Source organism: Carboxylicivirga sediminis, from assembly GCF_018156225.1.
Lineage (GTDB): Bacteria > Bacteroidota > Bacteroidia > Bacteroidales > Marinilabiliaceae > Carboxylicivirga > Carboxylicivirga sediminis.
Map to the genome: position 1 here is coordinate 15103 of NZ_JAGTAR010000004.1, position 22407 is coordinate 37509.

General features: G+C 41.5%; 14 protein-coding genes and 1 tRNA gene. 10 read left to right on the plus strand and 5 right to left on the minus strand.

All coding sequences use genetic code 11. The features are described from left to right. Positions 1 to 113: 113 nt before the first annotated feature. From KDU71_RS03905 to KDU71_RS03930, 6 genes are all read left to right on the plus strand, one after another. Positions 114 to 2132 (plus strand): glucosidase family protein, encoded by a 2019-nt coding sequence (locus KDU71_RS03905; protein ID WP_212188600.1) that lies wholly within the window; start codon positions 114 to 116, stop codon positions 2130 to 2132. 18 nt (positions 2133 to 2150) lie between these two features. Next, a complete protein-coding gene (locus tag KDU71_RS03910; RefSeq protein WP_212188601.1) occupies positions 2151 to 4127 on the plus strand; it encodes a glycoside hydrolase family 97 protein in 1977 nt (658 codons plus the stop codon). Positions 4128 to 4268: 141 nt separating this feature from the next. Beyond that, positions 4269 to 5321 carry a PEGA domain-containing protein gene (locus tag KDU71_RS03915; protein WP_212188602.1) on the plus strand — a complete coding sequence of 351 codons (1053 nt, stop codon included), beginning with the start codon at positions 4269 to 4271 and terminating at the stop codon, positions 5319 to 5321. 145 nt (positions 5322 to 5466) lie between these two features. Continuing rightward, positions 5467 to 7260 (plus strand): amylo-alpha-1,6-glucosidase, encoded by a 1794-nt coding sequence (locus KDU71_RS03920; protein ID WP_212188603.1) that lies wholly within the window; start codon positions 5467 to 5469, stop codon positions 7258 to 7260. A gap of 40 nt (positions 7261 to 7300) precedes the next feature. Next, positions 7301 to 8326, plus strand: a complete 1026-nt coding sequence (locus tag KDU71_RS03925; protein ID WP_212188604.1) for a PEGA domain-containing protein — start codon at positions 7301 to 7303, stop codon at positions 8324 to 8326. A gap of 77 nt (positions 8327 to 8403) precedes the next feature. After that, on the plus strand, positions 8404 to 11283 hold the full coding sequence (locus KDU71_RS03930; RefSeq protein ID WP_212188605.1) for a glycosyl hydrolase 115 family protein: 2880 nt from the start codon (positions 8404 to 8406) through the stop codon (positions 11281 to 11283). A gap of 143 nt (positions 11284 to 11426) precedes the next feature. On the opposite strand, the gene KDU71_RS03935 is transcribed toward KDU71_RS03930, so the two are convergent. Then, a complete protein-coding gene (locus KDU71_RS03935; protein ID WP_212188606.1) occupies positions 11427 to 12734 on the minus strand; it encodes an acetyl-CoA hydrolase/transferase family protein in 1308 nt (435 codons plus the stop codon). A gap of 310 nt (positions 12735 to 13044) precedes the next feature. Here KDU71_RS03935 and KDU71_RS03940 point away from each other — a divergent pair, with 310 nt between their 5' ends. Beyond that, positions 13045 to 13461, plus strand: coding sequence for a DUF6146 family protein (locus KDU71_RS03940; protein ID WP_212188607.1), 417 nt, complete (start codon positions 13045 to 13047; stop codon positions 13459 to 13461). Here KDU71_RS03940 and KDU71_RS03945 read toward each other — a convergent pair. Further along, complete coding sequence (locus KDU71_RS03945) at positions 13458 to 14357, minus strand: DMT family transporter (RefSeq protein WP_212188608.1); 900 nt, start codon at positions 14355 to 14357, stop codon at positions 13458 to 13460. The two genes, KDU71_RS03940 and KDU71_RS03945, sit on opposite strands and share 4 nt — an antisense overlap. A gap of 399 nt (positions 14358 to 14756) precedes the next feature. Between KDU71_RS03945 and KDU71_RS03950 the strand changes: the two genes are divergently transcribed. After that, positions 14757 to 15569 carry a hypothetical protein gene (locus tag KDU71_RS03950; protein WP_212188609.1) on the plus strand — a complete coding sequence of 271 codons (813 nt, stop codon included), beginning with the start codon at positions 14757 to 14759 and terminating at the stop codon, positions 15567 to 15569. A gap of 108 nt (positions 15570 to 15677) precedes the next feature. Then, entirely contained in the window at positions 15678 to 18797 is a 3120-nt protein-coding gene (locus KDU71_RS03955; protein ID WP_212188610.1) for an ATP-binding cassette domain-containing protein, read from the plus strand. A gap of 62 nt (positions 18798 to 18859) precedes the next feature. Here KDU71_RS03955 and KDU71_RS03960 read toward each other — a convergent pair whose 3' ends face one another. The 3 genes from KDU71_RS03960 to KDU71_RS03970 all read right to left on the minus strand — a co-directional run bounded on the left by KDU71_RS03960 (position 18860) and on the right by KDU71_RS03970 (position 21605). After that, positions 18860 to 20410, minus strand: a complete 1551-nt coding sequence (locus tag KDU71_RS03960) for a 4Fe-4S binding protein (RefSeq protein ID WP_212188611.1) — start codon at positions 20408 to 20410, stop codon at positions 18860 to 18862. A gap of 22 nt (positions 20411 to 20432) precedes the next feature. After that, complete coding sequence (locus KDU71_RS03965) at positions 20433 to 21350, minus strand: DUF362 domain-containing protein (protein ID WP_212188612.1); 918 nt, start codon at positions 21348 to 21350, stop codon at positions 20433 to 20435. A gap of 179 nt (positions 21351 to 21529) precedes the next feature. Next, a tRNA-His gene (locus KDU71_RS03970) sits at positions 21530 to 21605 on the minus strand. Positions 21606 to 21713: 108 nt separating this feature from the next. Between KDU71_RS03970 and KDU71_RS03975 the strand changes: the two genes are divergently transcribed. Continuing rightward, positions 21714 to 22400, plus strand: a complete 687-nt coding sequence (locus KDU71_RS03975) for a DNA alkylation repair protein (RefSeq protein ID WP_212188613.1) — start codon at positions 21714 to 21716, stop codon at positions 22398 to 22400. Positions 22401 to 22407: the final 7 nt, after the last annotated feature.

The following is a 22407-nucleotide window of genomic DNA, read 5'->3' on the forward strand; positions in this document are numbered from 1 at the left end:
TTTAAAGCATAAATCCTATTCATATGAAACGAGCCATGAGAATTGCTTCTCACGCAGGAGCATGATTAATTTTGGCGAGTTCCATGTGGCAATAAAGAACAAAATATAAACACATGAAAAATATCTTCCTAATAGTCTTGTTTCTAATTTCTCTCCAGATAAATGGGCAAGACAATGTTAATATTTGGGAAATAAACAAAGATGGCAGCATCAGCTGGTCTGTCAATGGCGCTGTTTTACCCCACCTCGATGATATCGAGATGAGTGGTAAGTTTATTTCTGCCGTGGTAAAATACGGCGTTAATGCTGATAACAGTTTCAGCATTGGCCGCGAAATAGTGTGGCCGATGTTACGCATCATTCCTAATCAAACCAGAGGTGGTTTGCTGCGTACCATTAATGATGATGTTATTAAAGGGCTTCACATCGAGGGGCGCAGACCAACAAAGGAGTTGGTGCATGAAGTGCAGCACGATGGTACGCTGTCCGTACGAAGAGAGTTGCAGTTTAGCTATTTCAGAACCAGGCCTGTCTTAAAACTGGAGTTGGAGAGTACTCATTTCACCTCATACGACCAGCCTGTTTTTTGTGAGAAATACGTGCTTCGTAATCCTGGTGATAAAGCTGTTTTTGTAGAAATTCCGGAAACCAATAAACAGTGGCTTGCACATGCTGAACGGACTGTGGATGGGCCACACTTTGTGACATATCAAACCATTAATGGTGGTTCAAAAAAGATTGCTGCCGGTGACTCTATCGTTTTTTACACCACTATATCGGCACATCGTTTGAATGAAAAGGCGGCTGACATAGACGTTGAAGAGGAATTAGCTAAAAGAGCCTCTTTTGTTGGCCAATTGTGGGACAACCTGATATTGGAAACACCCGATAAGACTTTAAATACAGCTTTTGCATTTGCTAAAATAAGAGCCAATGAAAGTATTTATCAAACCAAAGGCGGGCCAATGCATGGTCCTGGTGGATTGAACTATTATGCGGCTATCTGGGCCAATGACCAGGCAGAATATATCAATCCTTTCTTCCCGTTCCAGGGTTATGATTATGGTAATGAATCGGCCATTAACGCCTTCCGTCACTTTGCCCGCTTTATGAATGATGTGTATGAACCCATCCCATCATCTATAATTGCCGAAGGCATTAGCTATTGGAATGGAGCAGGAGATAGGGGAGACGCTGCCATGATTGCCTATGGTGCTGCGCGTTTTGCACTCACATATGGTGACAAAAAAATTGCTCAGGAGCTGTGGCCATTGATCGAATGGTGCCTTGAGTTTAGCCGTCGTAAGATCAACGAACACGGCGTTGTGTCGTCTGATTCAGATGAGCTGGAAGGGCGTTTCCCAGCAGGGGATGCTAACTTATGCACCTCTTCATTGTATTACGATGCCTTGCAGTCTGCCTCTTTTTTGTGCAACGAGTTAGGTTTAGGCAATGAACTAGCCGACAATTATGCCATACAGGCTTCAACCTTAAGGAAAAATATTGAACAATATTTCGGGGCCAATGTAATGGGCTTTGACACATACAGGTATTACGAAGGGAATGATATCCTTAGAGCCTGGATATGCATCCCTTTAACAGTTGGTATTTATGAACGCAAAGCGGCCACCATCGATGCCCTTTTCTCACCTGACCTATGGACAGCTGACGGTTTAGCCACAGAAGCTGGAGATACAACCTTTTGGGATCGTTCTACTTTGTATGGTTTAAGAGGGGTATTTGCAGCCGGTGAAACCAAACGCGGGCTAGAGTTTCTGAAATATTACTCTAACCGCCGCTTGCTGGGCGATCGTGTTCCCTATCCGGTTGAGGCTTACCCGGAAAATAACCAACGTCATTTATCGGCTGAGAGCGCCTTGTACTGCCGGGTATATATCGAAGGATTATTTGGCATTCGTCCAACTGGTTTTAACGCGTTTACCATTACCCCTCAGTTGCCAGCTGAGTGGGATTATATGAATATTCGAAAAATGCACGGGTTCGGTCAACAATTTGATGTTGAGGTTATTCGAAAGAAAGGCAAGGTTCAGGTAATCATCAAAGATTCTCAGGGTAAAAATTTATTCAGAAAAACAGTGACCAATGGCACGACCATTCAGGTTAAGTTATAAATCCACAATTAGATGACTATGAACAAACTCGTAAAGCATATTCTGGCACTGCTGTTTTGTGGATGCCTGCTTCAGCCAGCCTCTGCCGAAGAGCTGAAATTAACCTCGTTGGATGGCAATACGGTATTGACGGTGAATATTGATGAGCAAATAAGCTGGTCGGTGGAAAAATACAATCGTACCATTTTACCGAAGGTGATTGTTGATATGACTGTTAATGGAAATCCCTTAGCGAAATCGCCCAGTCTTAAAGCAAAAAAGGAAGTAGACAGAAGCGAATCCTTTGAGGTGACAGTGCCACTTAAAAATCACAAAGTATCCAATGAGTATAAAGAACTGCAGCTTGGTTTTAAAGGAGGTTTCGGTCTTCATTTCAGGGTCTATAACGAAGGCGTAGCTTATCGTTTCTTTACATCATTAAGGGGTGATGTTGAGGTTAATAACGAAGTAATGGACATGGTTTTTCCTGATGGTACCAACTCTTATTTTCCCAAAGAAGTGTCTACTTACTCTCATTATGAGCGCAATTATCTGCACTTAGATATTGATTCTATTCCTGTCGGTGATTTTTGCTCACTGCCTGTTCTGTTTAACCAGGATAATGAGCAGCTTCGGGTACTTTTTTCGGAAGCCAATGTGTATGATTACCCCAATATGTTTCTGGAATCAGCCGGTAATAAGCATCTGGTTTCCATGTTTCCAAAGGCCGTAAAAGAAACTATTCCTCAACCGGGAGCAAGAGCAGATAGAAATGTGATAATTACCAAAGAACACGATTACATTGCCAAAACCAACGGTAAAAGAACGTATCCGTGGCGTCTGTTTGTGATTACCAATGATGATAAAACCTTGTTGGAGCAGGATATGGTGATGCAATTATCTGATCCCCTTAAGATAGATGATACATCCTGGATCAAGCCTGGTAAAGTAGCCTGGGACTGGTGGAACGATAATAACATTTACGGTGTTGATTTTGAATCAGGTCTGAATACCGAAACCTATAAGTATTTCATCGATTTTGCCTCCTCTTATGGTATTGAATATGTGATACTGGATGAAGGGTGGACCAAATCGACTACGGAGATTCTTGATTTTAATCCCGATATGGATGTTAAAGAACTGATACGTTATGGTGAAGAAAAGGGGGTAGGTGTCATTTTGTGGTGCTTATGGAAACCGTTGGATGAAAACATGCAGGAAATACTGGATACCTATGCCCAATGGGGTGCCAAAGGTATTAAGGTGGATTTTATGCAACGGGCCGATCAGTATATGGTTAATTCTTACGAACAGATTGCCAAAGCATGTGCCGAACGAAAATTGTTAGTGGATTACCATGGTTCTTACAAACCCAATGGCCTTCGACGGGCCTACCCAAACGTTATTAGTTATGAAGGGGTAAAAGGGAATGAAAATAATAAGTGGAGCGAAGATATAACACCCTTGCATAACACCATCTTACCATTTATCCGTATGGCTGTTGGGCCAATGGATTACACTCCTGGTGCAATGATTAATATGCAGAAGGAGAACTTTAATATTTCTTTTAGCCGGCCTATGAGTATGGGAACGCGCTGTCATCAAATGGCTATGTATGTCGTGTTTGAAAGTGGTTTGCAAATGATGTGCGATAATCCTTCTAACTATTACAAAGAAGAGGAATGTACCCGTTTTATTTCCAAAATTCCGAGTGTATGGGACAGAACCATTGCATTGGAGGCAAGCGTTGGTGAATATGTGGCTGTTGCCCGGCAGAATGGTGAAAACTGGTACCTCGGAGGTATGTCCAACTGGGAAGAGCGAACTATCCATTTGGATTTCGCCTTTTTGCCCAAAGGTACTTTCGAACTGGAGCTGTTTACCGATGGTGTAAATGCCAATAGGTTTGCACAGGATTACAAAGTGAAAACTATCACAGTACAAAAGGGTGATAAGCTGACTTTGAAATTGGCTAAAGGTGGTGGCTTTGCTGGCATCTTGCATCCTGTAGAATAATTTTCTCAATCTGTTTTTTGATTCCTGATTCATTTTAATGGCGTGAGCAATCACGCTGTTAAAACTGAATCAGCAGGGATAGCTATGGCTATTCACTTAGACCATTTTAACTCAAATGACGTTTGCATAATTCAAAAACAAATGAAAAGGAATAGTTTAAAATCAATCTATAAAAAGTGGCTGGTTGGTATGCTGGCGCTGTTGTTAATGAATGCATGCAAAAATGACAATGATATTGACGAAACCATTGATGCCCAGTTGAAGGGACGTCCAGTGCAAAAAGCTTCTGTTTTTGTTACAGCACCTGAAGATGGGGCTGCCATCTATATAGATGGTGTGTATACAGGCTTAAATACACCGGCAACTGTGAATGTGGAAGTTGGCACACATGATATTGGTGTGGGCCTTGAATCAGCAGTCCAATACCTGAGAAGAAGCATTGAAATAACTGATGTATCCTCATCAGTTGATTTGACTCTTTCAGAGCAGGATCTTGTGGCACCCAAAACCTGGAGAGCCTTGTTTGTTGGTGTTAACCAGGTGACTAATGGTAGTTGTGTGACAAGCTATACAACCGAGCAACTAAATCAAGCCTATGATTTCTTTCAGTGGAGTTTTAATGATGTTGTAGAACCCTGGTCTTACAACACCATGGACTGGGAGTTTGTGCGTCGTGATATTAGTGATGAGCTTGTGCAGCTTAGCTCTGATAATCTGATTACACCTTCGGTACTTGAAAGCTATATGCCAGATATTAATGTGGGTGAGTATGACTTGGTGGTGACTTTTTTCAGGGGTGAACAAGCCGACTGCTCAATTGCTGGTTTTATAGGAATTGCCTGGTATGATGTGACTGCATTGTATAGCCAATCATCTTATTACACAATAAGGTATTATGATGATTTGGAAGGTATGATTCAATACAGTCTGGAAAACGATCCAGGTGTGTTTATTCACGAGTGGTTACATACAGTGGCTGAATTGTTCTATCCTGCTCAAGGGGTCAGAGTACCATCTTTCAGAGGACAAGTGGTGCATGCCGCCGAACGCTATGGATATGTTCACCCATGGATGAACTGGTATAAAGACATCATTCGCGGTCAAGTGGAGGAAAGAGATGGTTTCTCAGGTATTGGACCTGATGCCTTTCTCAAGTGCTCTGTTAGTGAAAGTGCCCTGGGGCAATGTCAGTAAGTGTTAATATGCCTGGTCTTAACCTCACCAATTATTAATCTAACGCAGACTGATTTTGGTTAAAATGGTCTTTAATGAATAGCTTAAAAATATTTGATTTTTTATAAGGAGCCTGCTATTTGGGCGTATTTCAATAACTAAAGTTATGAAGTTTATACATATTACAATAGTATTAATAGGGATAGTAATTTTGACTAGCTGCCGCATTGATACAACATCTCAGGATGAAGGTATAACTTTCAATCTGGCAGATATTCCTTTTAGTACGAATGGCTCTGCTCTTGCTCTTAACCAGCTTACAGATGCAAATCAACAAAAACACTTGGTCATAAATGATATTGGCGGTAATAGTGATTTTGGTTTGGGGCAATTCTTTGAGTTACTGCCTGAAGAACTTGAGTCTGGCAACAATATAGAAATGATTGGCCGTCCACATCTGGTTTCGTTAATTGTGAATGAAAAGCCTGTATTGAAAGCCTGTTTTGCCTCTTCAAAGGAGATGCGAATCAGGGGTAGATATAATGCACTTCAATTGAAGTTGGCAGAGCGCCTAATAAATGAAGAACGTTGTGTTATCAAGCAACATTCATCAACAGAGTACTACTTAGAAATAAAATTTAAGTATGGTATATCAAGGTATATCCTAAGCTGCTTGAGCGGAGCCATTACAAGCTCCAAAGAAGGTTTTAGAATTGAACCGGCCACTGGTAATAGTTATGAGCTGGCTATTAAAGAAACAGATTGTAATTGGCGCAACACTGATAAGTCTGAGAATTTTGAGTCCTGCACAGCAACTACTCATAAAGCCTATAGAAAATGGTTAACTGATATGCCAGCCATTCCCGATGACTATCAAAAAGCCGGGCAGCTGGGTGCTTATATCCTTTGGTCATCGATGCTGGCAGAGCAAGGCTATATCACACGACCAGCTATGCTGATGTCAAAGAACTGGATGCATTATATCTGGAGTTGGGATCATTGTTTTAATGCCATGGCGTGCTCATATCAGATGCCGGATGTAGCGCTTGATCAATTCCTGATAATGTTCGACCACCAGGATGAAAATGGGCGTTTGCCCGATTTAATTGGAAGAGGGCGTGTGATTTGGGATTACCTCAAACCTCCGGTTCATGGCTGGTGTTTTAACAAACTGATGCAACAAATAGATTTGAATACTGAACAGTCTGAAAATGTGTTGAATAAGTTGGGTAAATGGACCCGCTTTTGGTTGACCCGGATGGATGCAGATAGTAATGGTTTGCCCGAATACACACATGGCAATGACTCCGGATGGGACAATGGCTCAGAGTTCGACGTGGATGGAAAAGCTCATCAGTGGGGGCATTGGGAAAGTGCAAACCTGTGTGCCTATCTCATATTGCAGATGGATGTGTTAGCAAAGCTTGCAGATGATCTTGATCGACCAGAAGAGGCGCAATCATGGCAACAACAATCAGATGAGTTGCTGCAACTTATGATCGCGCAGCTGTGGAATGGAGAACGGTTCATTACTCGTAACATTGAAACAGGGGATTATAATCATGAGGCAAATAGCTTAATGGCATATCTGCCACTGGTACTTGGCGAAAAGTTACCGGTTGCTATCCGGGAACCACTTATCGAGAACCTAAAACAGAGCGGGCATATTACGCGCTGGGGATTGGCTACAGAGGTTCCTGGAACTGCACTGTATGATGATGATGGGTACTGGAAAGGTCCCATTTGGGCGCCTTCTTCACTAATTATCATAGATGGACTAGAGCAATGTGGGGAACACGAATTGGCCACTCAATTGGCCGATAAGTTTTGCAAACTATGTGCTGAAAATGGTTTTGCCGAAAACTATAATGCCTTAACGGGTGAAGGGTTGCGCGATAAATCCTATACCTGGACAGCCAGTGTATTTTTTATTCTGGCTCACGAATATCTAAACGATTAACGCACAATTATATCATTGAAACATTATTAAATCAATAAGTATGAAACCAATTTATCTACAAGTCATATTAGTATTATTTGTCCTGTTCACAGCCTGCGATAGCGGCGAAAAAACAAAACAGGATACCTCATTCACTATTACAGTTAACGCCAGTGAGCCTGGCGCCATTTATCTCGATGGTCAATACACTGGCTATACAACACCAGCTGAGTTAAAAGTGAGCGAAGGCCAATATGTGATTGGTGTAGCTACCCAAACGAGTCACTCTTACCTTCGAAAGGAGTTGACTGTTAATGAAGATACCGATCTAATGCTTACGACTGCCGATAAGCCTGAACCCAAAGTATGGAAAGCGCTTTGGGTAGGTGTACATGAGGTGACAGGATTATCAGAATCTGGTCAGTGTAGTTCGCAATTCAGCAAGGAAGAGCTGGATGCAGGCTATGATTTCTTTATGTGGAGCATTGAGAATCATTTTGAGCCATTCTCGTTTAATACCACAAAATGGGAGGTAGAACGCAAGGATATCAACACACCCATTCAACTGCATAAAGCCAGTAACACTTGGTTTACCTTAGAGCCAGAGTCTATTGCTGAATTGCTCCCGGAAGTAGAAGCAGGGAACTACGATGCTGTGTTTGTTTTCTGGCGCGAAAAAGATGGTTCATGCAGTTTCAAGAGTTCTTATTTTGGACTGGCCTGGACCGATCCTTTAAATGATCCTATTAAAACCGGTTATATCACCATCAAGTTTGATGCGGGCGACAATATTCAGGATAACATCAATTGGTACAAAGAAAATGACCCGGGTGTATGGGTGCATGAGTGGTTACATACCGTTGGCGAAAACTATTTTCAGGATCGCGGGGAACGTATGCCTGAGAAAGGTGGTGACGGCCTGGTGTTGCATGCCGCAGAAAAGTATCAATATACCTACCCATGGATGGATTGGTATCGCGATTTTATGACCGGGCAGGTCAAAGAACTGGGATCAGGGCATACCTATTGTGGTATTGGCCCGGAGGCACTGCTTCAAAAGTCACTTCGTGAATCTGCAATGGAATAGTTGCACACATAATATGGGCTTTTAATTATCAATTCAATGATTCAAGACAGGCCCTTAACCAATTAATCCTATTGTTTATGGATGTATATAATCATATTTGCCGTTGGCTATGCCTTCTGATTATTACGCTCATGGGTTGTTCTCATTCTGCAACATCGCGCGTCACAACAGATATCAGATTGGCTGACAAAAAAGGGGCTAATACTTTTACTCTTGTAGAGAAGAGCGAGGCCTGCCCGATTTATATCGATACGCAGGATGCTACTGTTGTATTAACGGCTGTTAATCACTTTGCCGATGATGTGAAACTTGTATCAGGTGTCAAACCGGTTGTTTATGAAGATGATGAGGTTCACGGTCATCAAGCTGTTATTGTTGGCACTATTGGTTCTAATAAAATAATCGATCAGCTAATTGCTCAAAATAAACTTGATGTTAATGCTATAAAAGGTCAGTGGGAATCGTCCATCATCGCTACAATAGACAACCCTATGCCCGGGCTCGATAAAGCATTGGTAATTGCCGGAAGCGATCGCCGTGGTACTGCCTACGGTGTTTTCACCCTTTCAGAAAGTATTGGAGTCTCTCCCTGGTATTGGTGGGCTGATATAATTCCGCAGAAAAAGAAAGCATTGTATATCCCTCAGGGTGTTTATGTGCAAGGCCCCCCTTCGGTTAAGTATCGTGGTATTTTCATTAACGATGAGGGCTTTGGAGGGCTTAATGTGTGGGCACGTAAAACCTATGAAGCAGAAATTGGTGATATTGGCCCTAAAACCTATGCGCGTGTTTTTGAACTATTGCTTCGGCTCAAAGCCAATTATTGCTGGCCGGCCATGCATGCTTGTACCAAGCCTTTTTATTATTACGAAGAAAATCCTGTTGTGGCTGATAACTATGCTATCGTGATTGGTACATCGCATTGCGAGCAGATGCACTGTAATACCATGACTGAATGGGATGAAAAGGAGCATGGGCCCTGGAACTATAAAGTCAATCCCAATCGTATCAAATCATTCTGGTACGATCGGGTCGAGCGCACCAGAAATTATGAGAACATTTATACACTTGGGATGCGTGGTACTGAGGATATAGAAATGCAAGGAGCTGAGAGTATTGATGAGATGGTAGATATTACGCGTCAAACCATCAGTGATCAGCGTCAAATTCTGGAAAAATCAATTGGTAAAAAAGCCAAGGATATTCCTCAGGTATTATGCACCTACAAAGAGGTGTTGGTGACCTATCAGAATGGCCTTGAAGTGCCGGATGATGTGACCCTATTATGGGCCGATGATAACCATGGCTATACACGTCAGTTATGCACTCCGGAAGAACAGCAACGCAGTGGCGGTTCAGGGGTGTATTACCACCTCTCTCTTTTAGGTACGCCGGAGGGCTATTTGTGGCTCAACACTATCTCACCAAGCCTTGTGGCATACGAAATGACAAAAGCCTATCAGTATGGAGCTGATCGTATTTGGATGTTCAATGTAGGCGATATTAAGCCCCATGAAAAAGAGTTGACCTTTGCTATGCAAATGGCTTGGGATATCAATCGTTGGACGCCAAATAACGCTCATTTATTTATGGAAGAGTGGGCTGAGAATACGTTTGGAAACATGGTAGCAAAAGACATCACTTCTGTTATGGCCGATTATTATCGTTTAGCAGAAGCAGGCAAGCCGGAACACTGCTACCGTTTGGATTACTCACCGAAAGAGTTGGATCAAAGAATTGAAGCATACAGAAACCTGTCTGAGCGAGTTGGTACAATTCGAGATAAACTGCCTGAAGATTTAAAAGCAGCTTTTTATCAATTAGTGGAATATCCGGTTTTGGGTTGTCGTTGGATGAATGAGCGTAATCTGCTAGCCAGAAGGAGTCTGCAAAAGGCTGCTATAGGAGATTTATCTGCACTTGATGATGCCAGACAAGCGAAGCACTGTCATGCACAGTTGGATTCGATCACGCACCATTATAATGAAGTAAATGCAGGTGGCAAATGGAATCATATAATGAGCTGGCATCCCTGGATGAGTGATAAAATGCCTGAAGTAGCCACTGATGAATTGGTGCAAAAGGCTCTGGCTTCACCAATGGCGCATACGATAGAACTAAGCAATGTCAAATGCCACGAAACCCTGATACTGAATGATGGAATGTTGCAGGCAGCTATGGATAGAAAAGAGCATACAGATAGTCTTGTTGGTCACTATACCTGGGATTCAGAAAGAGCCGGACAGCTTCCAGTCTGGATATTTGCCACCATTCCCACCAGCTATATGCCCTCGTATTCCCTGGCTGTAAATGGCAAAGAGATTGAGCGTACATTAAAGCATATTGGCAATATCTGGCATACTCAGGCAGCAGCGCCTGTTTGGTATAAAATAGGACATGTCAATATAATGAAAGGTGTTAATGACTTAGCACTTAGCTTGCCTGATTCTCTTCTTACTATTGGCGGTATTCATTTGGGGTGGTATCCGCCTTCTCGGCCGGATTATAAGCAACATATAATGAGTATCGATTATGTTGCCAGTCACAATGGCAGAGAGTCATCTGTTATGGAGACAATAGGTTTGGGAATGGGGAGTGGTGTTTCGATTACTCCATTTACATCGCCTTCCTTAAAGGCCCATCAGTATGGTGAAGCCGCCTGGATAGAATATGAGATAGCCATTTCAAAGGGGCAGTCTGAAATTGAAATCAGGACATTGCCCACACAGCGCATTCATGATGGCAGAGGTTTATGCTATGCTGTGTCAATTAATGGAGGAGAAGTGCAGGTGTTTGATGTGCAGGCTGATGAGTTTACGCCCGAATGGCAGGATAATGTCATCAGGGGCTTTACATCCCGCAAAGTTAATTATAGAGCTGATAAAGACGAGTCAATACGTCTTAGAATCTACTTTCTAGATCCTGGTTTAGTTATGCGTGATATTGTTATTTATTAAAGTAACAATGGGAAAGTAATTTATAGAGTTAATTAGTGTGATAAATGTCTGGAGGCTGGCTTAACGAAGCTGGCCTCTTTTAAAAAAAAGAGCCACCCGCAATTGGATGGCTCCTGAAATATATATAGAAGATTTGATTCCGATTAAATGTTTGGATTCACATAGCGAAAGTGTGAACCAAAGCGATCGAATGCAGCTTTATCAAGCATCTCCTGGTGGTCAGGGTGAGCTACGGAGATAATCAGCTTAGCACGCTCCTGCATTGTTTTACCATACAAGTTAACAGCACCGTGCTCAGTTACAAACCAGTGCATGTTGGCACGAGTTGTTACCACACCTGAACCTTGCAAAAGAGTAGGCGCAATTTTTGAAAGACCTTTAGCTGTTACCGATGGCATGGCAATAATTGGTAGGCCGCCTTTAGAGTAACCAGCACCACGAATAAAGTCAATCTGGCCACCAACGCCAGAGTAGTGAGTTGTACCAATTGAATCGGCACAAACCTGACCTGTGATATCAATAGCCAAAGCTGAGTTAATGGCTGTTACCTTATCGTTCTGACGAATCACGTTCACACTGTTGGTGTGGCGTACATCCATCATAGCCACCATTGGGTTGTCATCAATAAAATCATAAAGTTTCTGAGAACCCATTAGGAAAGAAGCTACCATTTTACCTGGGTCAATCTGCTTGCGCTTACCATTTACTACACCAGCCTCTACCAAAGGAAGAATACCATCGGCAAACATCTCAGTGTGTACGCCTAGGTCTTTGTGGTTGCCAAGCTGAGCCAATACAGCGTTTGGAATACCACCGATACCCATCTGAAGACAAGCACCATCTTCGATTAATTCAGCTACGTTTTTACCGATAGCAATATCCATATCAGTCAATTCACCCATATCGTGAGTGTATAATGGGCTGTTGTCTTCTACAAAGTAGTCGATTTCACTCATGTGGAAGATAGCATCACCCCATGCACGTGGTACATTAGGATTAACCGCTGCAATCACAATGTCTGCACATTCAACAGCTGCACGTGTAGCATCTACCGATGTTCCCAATGAAACAAATCCGTGCTTATCAGGTACCGAACACATAATCATGGCTACATTCACCTTTAATACGCCTTCGCGAATCAGTTTTTGAGTTTCGCTAAGGAATACAGGAATGTAGTCAGCATAACCGGCTTGAGTTTGCTTGCGCAGGTTGCCTCCAACGAAGAATTGTTCCGATACAAATACGCCTTCAAACTCAGGATCTGCAAAGTCCACTTTATCCTCGATATGGATGTGCTGGATTTTAACATCATAGAATTCTTTGTTACGGCCACGCTCAACCATTGCCTTAATCAATTTGTGCGGTGTTACAGCCACACTACTAAGGTGTACACGGTCGCCCGTCTTAATCACTTTTACTGCCTCTTCAGCCGATATAGCTTTATAACTCATGACTTTATTATTTATAGATATTTTTCTTTATTCAGTGGCTGCAAATTTAGAAAATTATGGATGGATGCAAGCGTTTATTAATAATTATTAAGGAGAATCCTCATATTTAAAACAAATCTGAAATAATACACTTTTTAACGATTGGAACTGAAAGTAAACCCCCCATGCATGCTTACCGTATTTTTTTACTTATTGATAAGGTTTTCATGGTGTTAATAATTTTTAACCATTGCATGTACTTGCCCCGACCAGCTGGGTGTAATTGAAATTTTATGTAACTTGTATTGGATACTCTTCAGAAGGTTTGGCTATGAAAACTCTTGTATTTTTTTCGATGTTGGTGGTCGTGTGTATAATTGGCTGTAAAACCACCAAACCAGTTTCAACAGATGAGCTTCCTGCACAGGAAATAAGTGTTGAAAGTAGTGATTCAACCGAATATGAGTTGATTGTATTTGACCCGCGTTTCGAAACTTTTTTGGCTACGCAGCCCTATCCAAAAGAATTTTATTCAGATAATTATTATCAGCAATGGAATTACCGCTATTGCATAGAGTGGAATATTCGACATACCAATCCAATGCGATATGGCGACTTTTATGAAACGTCCATTCCATATGAGCTATCAGTGAATTATGGACTGGATTTCAACTTCAGGCTTTACCAGTATTTTCAGTTTATAGAGCAGGAATATGGTATTGTACTTATTCGCCGCAGGGGGCGCTAGTGTTTCTTTTTTGCAGAGAGACCTATCGCCAGTATGGTGCCCACAATTACAAGTAGAGCCCCGGCATAGGCCAGGGGCGATACTTTATCGATGTTAAACCACCTGATATCGAACCATACCATGAGCTCTAACACAATAAAAGTAATAACCGGGTTCATAATTATCACAATGCTAATTTTATTGGCTTCGGTGTATTTAAAAGCAGCCGATAGGGTGCCATAGGCTACAACGGTATTTAATCCAAGGGCAATTAATAATAGCCAAACCCACCATTCATAAGACTGTACGAATAAATTAAAATCTACCCATGGCAGAAAAAGCAGGACTGGCAGGCCAAATATGATGAGGTTAATTTGTTGTGGATGATGCTTTTGTACTAATTTTTTATTGAAAAAAGCGTAGCCAGCCCAGCTGCTAGCAGCCCCAAGTATCCACAATACGCCTTTGTTGAGTGCTTCTTTCTGGCTTATCATCTCATTAAGTTGGTGGTAATAGAAGAGACCAAAGCCAACAGTGGCAATACCAAAGCCAATAGCACGCGTCAGGTTAATCTTTTCCTTGAATACAGTAAATCCGATAATGCCAAGCATCACAGGGCCTGTTTGTATTATAATTTGGGTGACGGCCGGGCCGGCATAATTAATGCCCTGCATATAGCCTATGTAATTACCTGCTAATAAAACAGCTCCGGCTATCATCATTAATGGAGGTCGCTTATAAACCTTTAGCATTTCGGGCTTTTTGAAGGTGTAGTATGCGATTAACACCATGGTAGCCACAAAAAAGCGTGACCATACAATTGTGTAGGAGTCAAAGTAGTTAAGCGCAACCTTCAATGCGATTGCTAAAATGCCCCAGAGTAATGCAGTGGTGGCAGCCAGTAGTATCCCCTTCATTGGGTGCTGATTAATTAATTACAACTTAATTTCTTTAATGTATCGGTGCGAGCGAAATTGAAATCCAGATGGACTTCATATTTCATCATCCATGAACCAAGTTTCACATAAACATCAACTAAGCAACTTGGTTCATTGAAGTTTTAACTTTGAGCAAATGTAAACAGAAAGCCTATATGCGAATGCTGATATTTAGCAGCAGACCTAAAAATGAATTAATCCGTTAATTTATAGGTATCGCCCGGCAGAATTCTTTTAAAATGAATTATATTTGTTTCATTAATTAAGTGGCTACTTAATCGTTATGAAATAATAGGCTGTATGTCAGTTAATTAATTGCGGTTATCCCGCCTGGTTCTTAATTGATAACGAGATAATAGAAAACCAAAATTTAAACACATGAAAAGCATTATTCGAATAGCATCTTTTGTTGTTGCCGCTACGATGTTGTTAACTGCCTGTAACAGTAAGAAAGCTAAAAAAGACAAAGCCCCAGAGATAAAGAAGGAAAGTGTTGAGAAAGAGGTAAGAGAGTTTGTTTATCCATTGCCAACATCTTTCGAAGTAACTGAAATGCTTAACCGCATTGAAGCTGCATATATTTTGTCATTGTCAAATCCAGTGGCTAATGTTGATAAGTATCTGACTGAAAAAGCACAGGCAATTAACCTGGGTATATACAGTGCTGATTTGAGTTATGCCAGTACCTATCGTCAGCAGCAGGAAACGCTTGATTTTATGAATGCTTCTAAAACATTGGTAGATAAACTTGATATCACACCTGCATTAAACAAAGAGTTGCTTGAAGCCATTGAGAATAATCTGGATAACAAAGATGAGTTGGTTAATGTGATCACTAACTCATTCTACAATACCTATGAGTATCTGAATAAAAATGACCGTGGTTCAGTATCATTATTGGTGATAGCCGGTAGCTGGGTGGAAGCTTTGTATATTGCCTGCCACATCTCTGAAGAAACATTTAGCAACAAGGAGATGGTGGCTATTATTATGAAGCAGAAAGATCCATTGAACAAGTTAATGTCAATGCTTGAAGTGCATGCTGCCGATGAGAATATTAAGTCAACTATGGATGATTTAAAGATTTTACACGAAATATTTAATAGTGTAGATGAAGGAAGTATCACCATGGAGCAGTTAGACGCCATTGAAAAGAATGTAGCTGTGCTTCGCGAGAAGTATGTGTCGTAAGTGATAGAGCTTAATGATATTTTGGGGGGAGCCAATATCGGCTTCCCCTTTTTTGTGAGGTGCTGATAAAAATTTGCTATCTTTCAAACCAACCCATAATAGTCAAAAATGAGTGAACTTTTTCTGGATGCTTTAATGCAGATTTTTGCACTTCTGACTGACCAGCGCGAGGAACAAAAAACGGGCGATGGTTTTATTGAAGTGAAAAATTTCTTGCTGCGAAATCTGAATAATGAATACGCAGAGCAGGCATTAGAGCGTTACGAATTCTATATAAACGAATATCACAAAGATTCATATAGCAAGGATCAGAAGGTAAGAGATAAGCAGGCGTCAACCAATATGGACCGGCTTGCCAAGATCTGTGAAGAACTTAACCAGGAGCTGGAGCAATCAGAAAAATACATGCTGATTACCAACATGCTGAATTTTATTATGCGTGATGGACGGGTATCTGAGGAAGAACGTTTCTTTACCGACGCTTTAGCAAAGCACCTGAAGCTGGATGAAAGAGACTACACTAATCTTCGGAAGTTTATACTCTATTATCCTTTGGAAGTTGATGATAAAGACAGGTTACTGCTGATAAGTGGTCAAAAGGAGAAGCCGGATGAAAACATCAAGCACATCTATAATCCCAAGCAGCAGATATTTGTTTGGGTGCTGCATGTGCAGGAGACCAATCTGCTGTTCTTCCGCTATTCAGGTAACCGGAACTTATACCTCAATGGACATATCATTGAGCAAAACAAGGGAGTGGCTTTCAGGCCCGGGGCAGTGATAAAAACATCACGTATGGCTCCTGTTTATTATGGCCGGGTGGCAGAGCATTTTATTGCAAGGCCGGGCAGAGCCCGTATCCTTTACCGGGCCTTGGATGTATCCTACAAATTCAACAATAACCAGGTTGGTATTCATCCATTTAGCTTTTCCGGCCGTTCAGGGCAGTTGGTGGCAGTGATGGGAGGCAGTGGAACAGGTAAATCCACCTTATTGAATGTATTAAACGGCAACCTCAAATACCATAGTGGTCGTATCCATATTAACGGTTTTGATCTGCATAAAGACGCTGAAGCGCTGGCTGGCGTAATCGGTTATGTACCCCAGGACGACTTGCTGAAGGAAGAGTTAACGGTGTTTGAAAACCTTTACTTTAACGCGCGTCTTTGTTTTAGCCACTTCAATAAGGATGAGATTACGGAGTTGGTAGAGAAGGCTTTACATGATTTTGATTTGGTGGAGGCGAGGGATTTAGTTGTTGGATCGCCCTTGAATAAGATACTGAGTGGTGGTCAGCGAAAGCGCCTGAACATCGCCCTTGAGCTCATCCGTGAACCATCTGTATTGTTTGTTGATGAGCCTACTTCGGGCTTGTCATCTATGGATTCGGAAAAGGTGATGTTGTTGCTTAAGCGGCAAACGCTGAAAGGCAAACTGGTTTTTATTAATATTCATCAGCCAAGCAGCGATTTATATAAGTTGATTGATAAGCTGTTGATTATTGATAAAGGAGGACGGATTATCTACAATGGCAACCCTATGGATGCCATTACCTATTTCAAGAAAAAGGCCTCCTATGTAAATCCGGAGGAAAAGGAATGCTATGCCTGCGGTAATGTGCAAACAGAACAACCACTGCGTATTATAGAAGCGCGTATGGTTAATCCCTACGGCAAATTTATTCGTCAGCGAAAGGTATCCCCCCAGGAATGGTATAAGTACTATGTCGAAAATTTTGAGGATAAATTTGAATGGAAAGAGCCACAGCATAATGCCAAGCGAGAGAAACTGCCGGCCAATCTGTATAATATACCGGGTCGTATACAGCAGTTTGTTATCTATTTTCTAAGGGATACGCTGTCGAAGATTAAGGATAATCAGTACATGATGATTAACATGATGCAGGCACCTATTCTGGCACTCATCCTTGGGTATTTTACTAAGTTTATCAGTGGTGACGGGGCAGATGATTCGGCATATGTATTCGCTAATAATGTGAATATACCGGCTTATTTGTTTATGTGTGTGGTGGTGGCTCTGTTTTTAGGTCTGATAGTTAGTGCTGAAGAAATATTTAAAGATCGGCGCCTGTTGCAACGTGAATCATTTCTGAATTTAAGCCGCTTTAGTTACCTGAATAGTAAAATAGTTGTGCTGTTTGCGATATCTGCCGTTCAAACTCTTAGCTTCGTATTAATAGGCAACTATATTCTCGAAATTAAAGGATTGACATTAAGCTATTGGTTGATATTATTCAGCACGGCCTGTTATGCCAATATGCTTGGACTTAACATTAGTAGCGGGCTTAACTCTGTAGTGGCTATTTATGTACTAATTCCTTTAATATTGGTGCCACAGCTTCTGTTTAGTGGTGTGATTGTCAACTTTGATAAGTTGCATAAAACCATATCTTCGGAGCAATACGTGCCGCGTATTGGCGATTTAATGACTTCTCGCTGGTCCTATGAAGCGTTGGCGGTTAATCAGTTTAAAAACAACGCATACGAAAAGTACTTCTTTGATTTAGATCAGCAGATAAGCTCCGCATCATACAATAGTAATCTGTTGATTCCTAAGTTGAACGATCTGAATGAAACATGCCGTTATCATTTCGAAAGACAGGAGCAAGATGAATTGCAGCATGCATCGCAGTTGCTGGTTGCAGAACTTCTTAAGTTAACAGGGCGCAAAATTTCGCATTACCCATTTTTGGCCTATAATTTAAGTGGCAGATTTGAGTATGGTACTGAAGCATATGAGAAGATAGCGGAACTGCTACAGCAGGAGAGTGAGAATAACAAAAACTTATATGTTCAAGGCAAAAATAAACGGGACCAATTGTACGAGGAGCTCATTGGTAAATATGGTTCGAAAGAAGCTTTTCTGGAGTTTAAAGATACCTACCAAAATGACGCTTTGGAAGAAGTGGTACTGAATAAGCGGGAATTGAAACAGATGGTGGTTACCGGCCATGGCATTATTCAAAAGAAGCATCCCATCTTCAATAAGCCAGTATCAAATTTTGGACGTTCTCATCTATATGCGGCCGATAAGCGGGTGCTGGATGTTTATATCTCAACACCGCTCTTTAACATGATTATTGTCTGGATGGGGGTTGTCTTCTTCTATATTACCCTTTACTTCGATATTCTGCGAAAAGTCATTCGCTACTTCGAAACATTTAAGCTGCGACGACTCAATCAGCGATTACAAAAAATTAGAACTTAGGTTAATAAAAATGGCTGCTCATTAATGGGCAGCCATTTTTATTTTATGTTGTATTTTCTTGCTTAAAATGGGAAGTCTTCTTCAACAGGGGCTGTTGTTTGTTCTTCCTCTTTGGGTTTTTCTGCCGCCTGATGAATAGCATTACCATTGACAAAAATTGCTTTGTAAGGTGCATCAATGGGGCAAGGGTGTTCGCAGGCGCCACAACCAATGCAAATATCCTGGTTCACCTCAGGTATAAGCAGTTTGCCTTCGTATGGCACCATATTAACGGCTTTTGTGGGGCAATGCTCGGAGCAGGCACCACAGTCGGTACCATCGGTATATACCACACAATTTTCCTTAACAAACACTGCTTTACCTAGTTGTGTCAGTTGTTTTTCTTCAATGGTGATTGGTAATATGGCACCAGTGGGGCATATCTGGCCGCAACCCCGGCAGTCGAAATTGCAAAAACCCGAAAGGTAATCCATGTGGGGTTGCATAAAACCTATTAAGCCATATTGTTTGACGGCTGGTTGAAGCACCTGTGTCGGGCAAGCGGCTACACATAAGCCACAGCCTGTGCAAATGTCGTTAAAACGTTTAATACTAATAGAACCCGGAGGTGATACAGGATGGTCTTTCTCATTTACCAATAGCTTTGACGTGTCTTTCTTTGTTTTGACATCAGCCAATACTGTTTGTCCAAGGAGCAGGCCAATGCCAGTAGCAATCACAGTGCGCCTTTCATTATTGGTTATATCTGCAGATAACTGCTTTTTAGCTGTTAAAACCAATGCACTATCTTCACATGCTGTCAAACAGTTGAAGCAATCCACACATCGCGAATGGTCAATACTAAACGTCTTGATGTCGATACATTCGCTTTTGCAGGCGCCAATACACTTTCCACATTTCGTGCAGTTATCTGCTTTGAATTGTATCTTCAGAAATGAAATTTTGGATAATAGGCCAAGAAAGGTACCTACCGGACAGATGGAATTGCAGAACAAACGGCCACGCTTGTATGACATGTAAGTGATGGTTGCCAGTAATGCCAATGAGAAACTAAAGATAAACCAGGGTGCCATGACCAATTTAACAGGACTTAATGTGTACACCTCTACTTTGTGTAATAATAAGGATAAGCCATTGTTGACCAGCACTACCACAGGCCTGATAAGGTAGGTCATTATTCGTCCGAAATTACTGTAGGGATCGAGCAGTGTAACTATCGTTGAAAAGGATAATATTAAACCAATAATGGTAATACCAAGGAGCGAGTACCTCAATATGGGGTAACTCTTTTTTTTCTTGTAGAAAAACTTTTTAGTAGAGCGCTTCCTGGCTATCCACGCAAATGCATCCTGCAATATGCCTAAGGGACAGATGCTGCTGCAATAAATGCGTCCCATAAAAGCGGTTAGTGCAATAATGATTAAAAAGCCAATAGTTCCTATAGCAAAGGTGCTCAGAAACTTCATTACTGATGGGATAAACTGGAGATACAATATTTCCTGAACTGTTTCATTGGCATATTTTTCATAAATATCGAGAAACAGAGAAATAGAGAGAATAAAAAACAAGAGTGATACTATCACCCTTGCTTTCTTAAGTTTGCTATAATTCATTTGCCTGAAAATTTTGAGGCATCTACGCCATTTTTTGCTTGCTGATGCTTAACTCTTCAAGATTCATATTTCCTAACCGCATATTGTGGGCAATTTTGATGTGCCCTATCTCTGATGGTTCCAAGCCAAACATCTTTGTTGCAGCTGCATCGGCCGCAACAATATCCGGTGATGCAATGAGTGCTTTTAAATTAGTTACATCAGCAACAGATACGCCTCTTGGTCCGTTTTTGGTCATCATGTTGTAACCATCAATGATGTTTAAATCGGGCTTTATGAAGGTGCAGAAATCGGCAATACACTGGTGTAGATCGTTGGAATGATAGAATTTACGATCCCAAACAACGCCCATCAGGTTCTTCATGGCCAGCGAAATGCGCGTGCTGCTGTGGTGTTTCATAACCGGAACATTAATAAATACATCCGATTCGAGTATCATTTTGTGCACTTTGGCTTTTTTCAGACTTACACCATTGGGTATGTCCACTTCTTTATAAAATGATTCGGTATTACCGGGTATCATCTTACCACCGGCAGCTTTCACGGCTTCTTCAATGCCGCTGTTGCGATAGCAGCGATCCCATTTGTTACAGGTGTTGTCAAAAACATACACTTCAGAGGCCCCGGCTTCTTTACAACGTTGAACAATGCGGGCTACCACATCGGGGTTGGTGTTGGCTGCTCTTTCGGGCGGTGCATCCCAGCCTATATTGGGTTTTACCACTACTTTTTGTCGGCTTTTCACATATTTTCCTATGCCACCAATCGCTTCTATGGCGCGGTCAAACATATCTCCACCATTTCCGCCTCTCACTGCTGCCAGATCGTATTCTGTTGATGCAGGCATGCCTTTCACACTTTCCAAGCCGCCAAATAGTGGTAGTGCACCACTTAGCAGGCTGGCTCCTATACCCGTTCTTAAAAAGTCTCTTCTTTTCATGCTGTGCCGTTATTCTGTTAATACCTGTTGTTTTCCTGTAGAGAAGTCACAAACAATGAAATTACTAAAAATAATACATGCGTTGGTTGGTAATCAGTAATTTAAACCAGATATAAATAAAGAGAGGCTGCCTGTTTTTGGCATAAAAAAAACCTCAGCTATTTCTAACTGAGGCTTTTGGGTGGAAGATCGGGTTCGAACCGACGACCTCTGGAACCACAATCCAGCGCTCTAACCAACTGAGCTACAACCACCATTTCTGTTTTGCGATGCAAAGATAGTATTTGTGAACTAATATTTGCAAGAAGAATGAAAAAAAATCAAAAAAACTTTTTCCTTTGTATCTGTTTATTCATGGGAGATATGAAGTTTTTTATTGAAAATCAGAGAGTAGAAAAAGATGTGGAGTGGGTAAAAAATCAGGTGCGTTTGCACATGAATGGTGCTACTACTTCACAAATGGAGAGTCGGGGTATTAATTATCGGGTGAATTATGGTGTTGCTGTGCCTCATCTGAAGCAATTGGCATGCCGGATACCGGTTAGTTATGAGTTGGCAGAAAGGTTATGGTTTCTTGAGATTAGAGAGACCATGTTGTTGGCTGCTATCATTGTTCCGGCAGAGGAAATGACCGTGGAGCGGTGCGAGGAATGGGCTGCTAAAATCAATAATGAGGATTTGGTGGAGCGAACAGCTATGTTTTTGTGGCCTAGATTACCGGTCGCCAATCAATTGCTGCCGGTTTGGTTAAGTGCCGCTGATTCTTATTTATCAGCTATGGCCTGCTATAGCTATGGGCATCAGATGAAAAACACAAAAGTGACTGGCAATGTGGGCGTCGATGAATTGATGGCATGTCTAAAAGAGCAGATTAATCCTTTGGTATATAGAGCCGTATCCTTTGCTTTGCGAATGTATATGCGTACTTCTCCTGATTCAATCAAAGAGGTGGAACCATATATTGAGGACCTGAAGAATAGTAGTGAACGTTATCAGTTGACTATGGTTGAAGAGTTAAGGGCCGAAATTGATTTTCTGAAGGAAGCATAAGTGCTGT

Coding starts and splice junctions, on each gene's coding strand:
- KDU71_RS03905 (WP_212188600.1), top strand. CDS start 114: ATGAAAAATATCTTCCTAATAGTCTTGTTTCTAATTTCTCTCCAGATA.
- KDU71_RS03910 (WP_212188601.1), top strand. CDS start 2,151: ATGAACAAACTCGTAAAGCATATTCTGGCACTGCTGTTTTGTGGATGC.
- KDU71_RS03915 (WP_212188602.1), top strand. CDS start 4,269: ATGAAAAGGAATAGTTTAAAATCAATCTATAAAAAGTGGCTGGTTGGT.
- KDU71_RS03920 (WP_212188603.1), top strand. CDS start 5,467: ATGAAGTTTATACATATTACAATAGTATTAATAGGGATAGTAATTTTG.
- KDU71_RS03925 (WP_212188604.1), top strand. CDS start 7,301: ATGAAACCAATTTATCTACAAGTCATATTAGTATTATTTGTCCTGTTC.
- KDU71_RS03930 (WP_212188605.1), top strand. CDS start 8,404: ATGGATGTATATAATCATATTTGCCGTTGGCTATGCCTTCTGATTATT.
- KDU71_RS03935 (WP_212188606.1), bottom strand. CDS start 12,734: ATGAGTTATAAAGCTATATCGGCTGAAGAGGCAGTAAAAGTGATTAAG.
- KDU71_RS03940 (WP_212188607.1), top strand. CDS start 13,045: ATGAAAACTCTTGTATTTTTTTCGATGTTGGTGGTCGTGTGTATAATT.
- KDU71_RS03945 (WP_212188608.1), bottom strand. CDS start 14,357: ATGAAGGGGATACTACTGGCTGCCACCACTGCATTACTCTGGGGCATT.
- KDU71_RS03950 (WP_212188609.1), top strand. CDS start 14,757: ATGAAAAGCATTATTCGAATAGCATCTTTTGTTGTTGCCGCTACGATG.
- KDU71_RS03955 (WP_212188610.1), top strand. CDS start 15,678: ATGAGTGAACTTTTTCTGGATGCTTTAATGCAGATTTTTGCACTTCTG.
- KDU71_RS03960 (WP_212188611.1), bottom strand. CDS start 20,410: ATGAATTATAGCAAACTTAAGAAAGCAAGGGTGATAGTATCACTCTTG.
- KDU71_RS03965 (WP_212188612.1), bottom strand. CDS start 21,350: ATGAAAAGAAGAGACTTTTTAAGAACGGGTATAGGAGCCAGCCTGCTA.
- KDU71_RS03975 (WP_212188613.1), top strand. CDS start 21,714: ATGAAGTTTTTTATTGAAAATCAGAGAGTAGAAAAAGATGTGGAGTGG.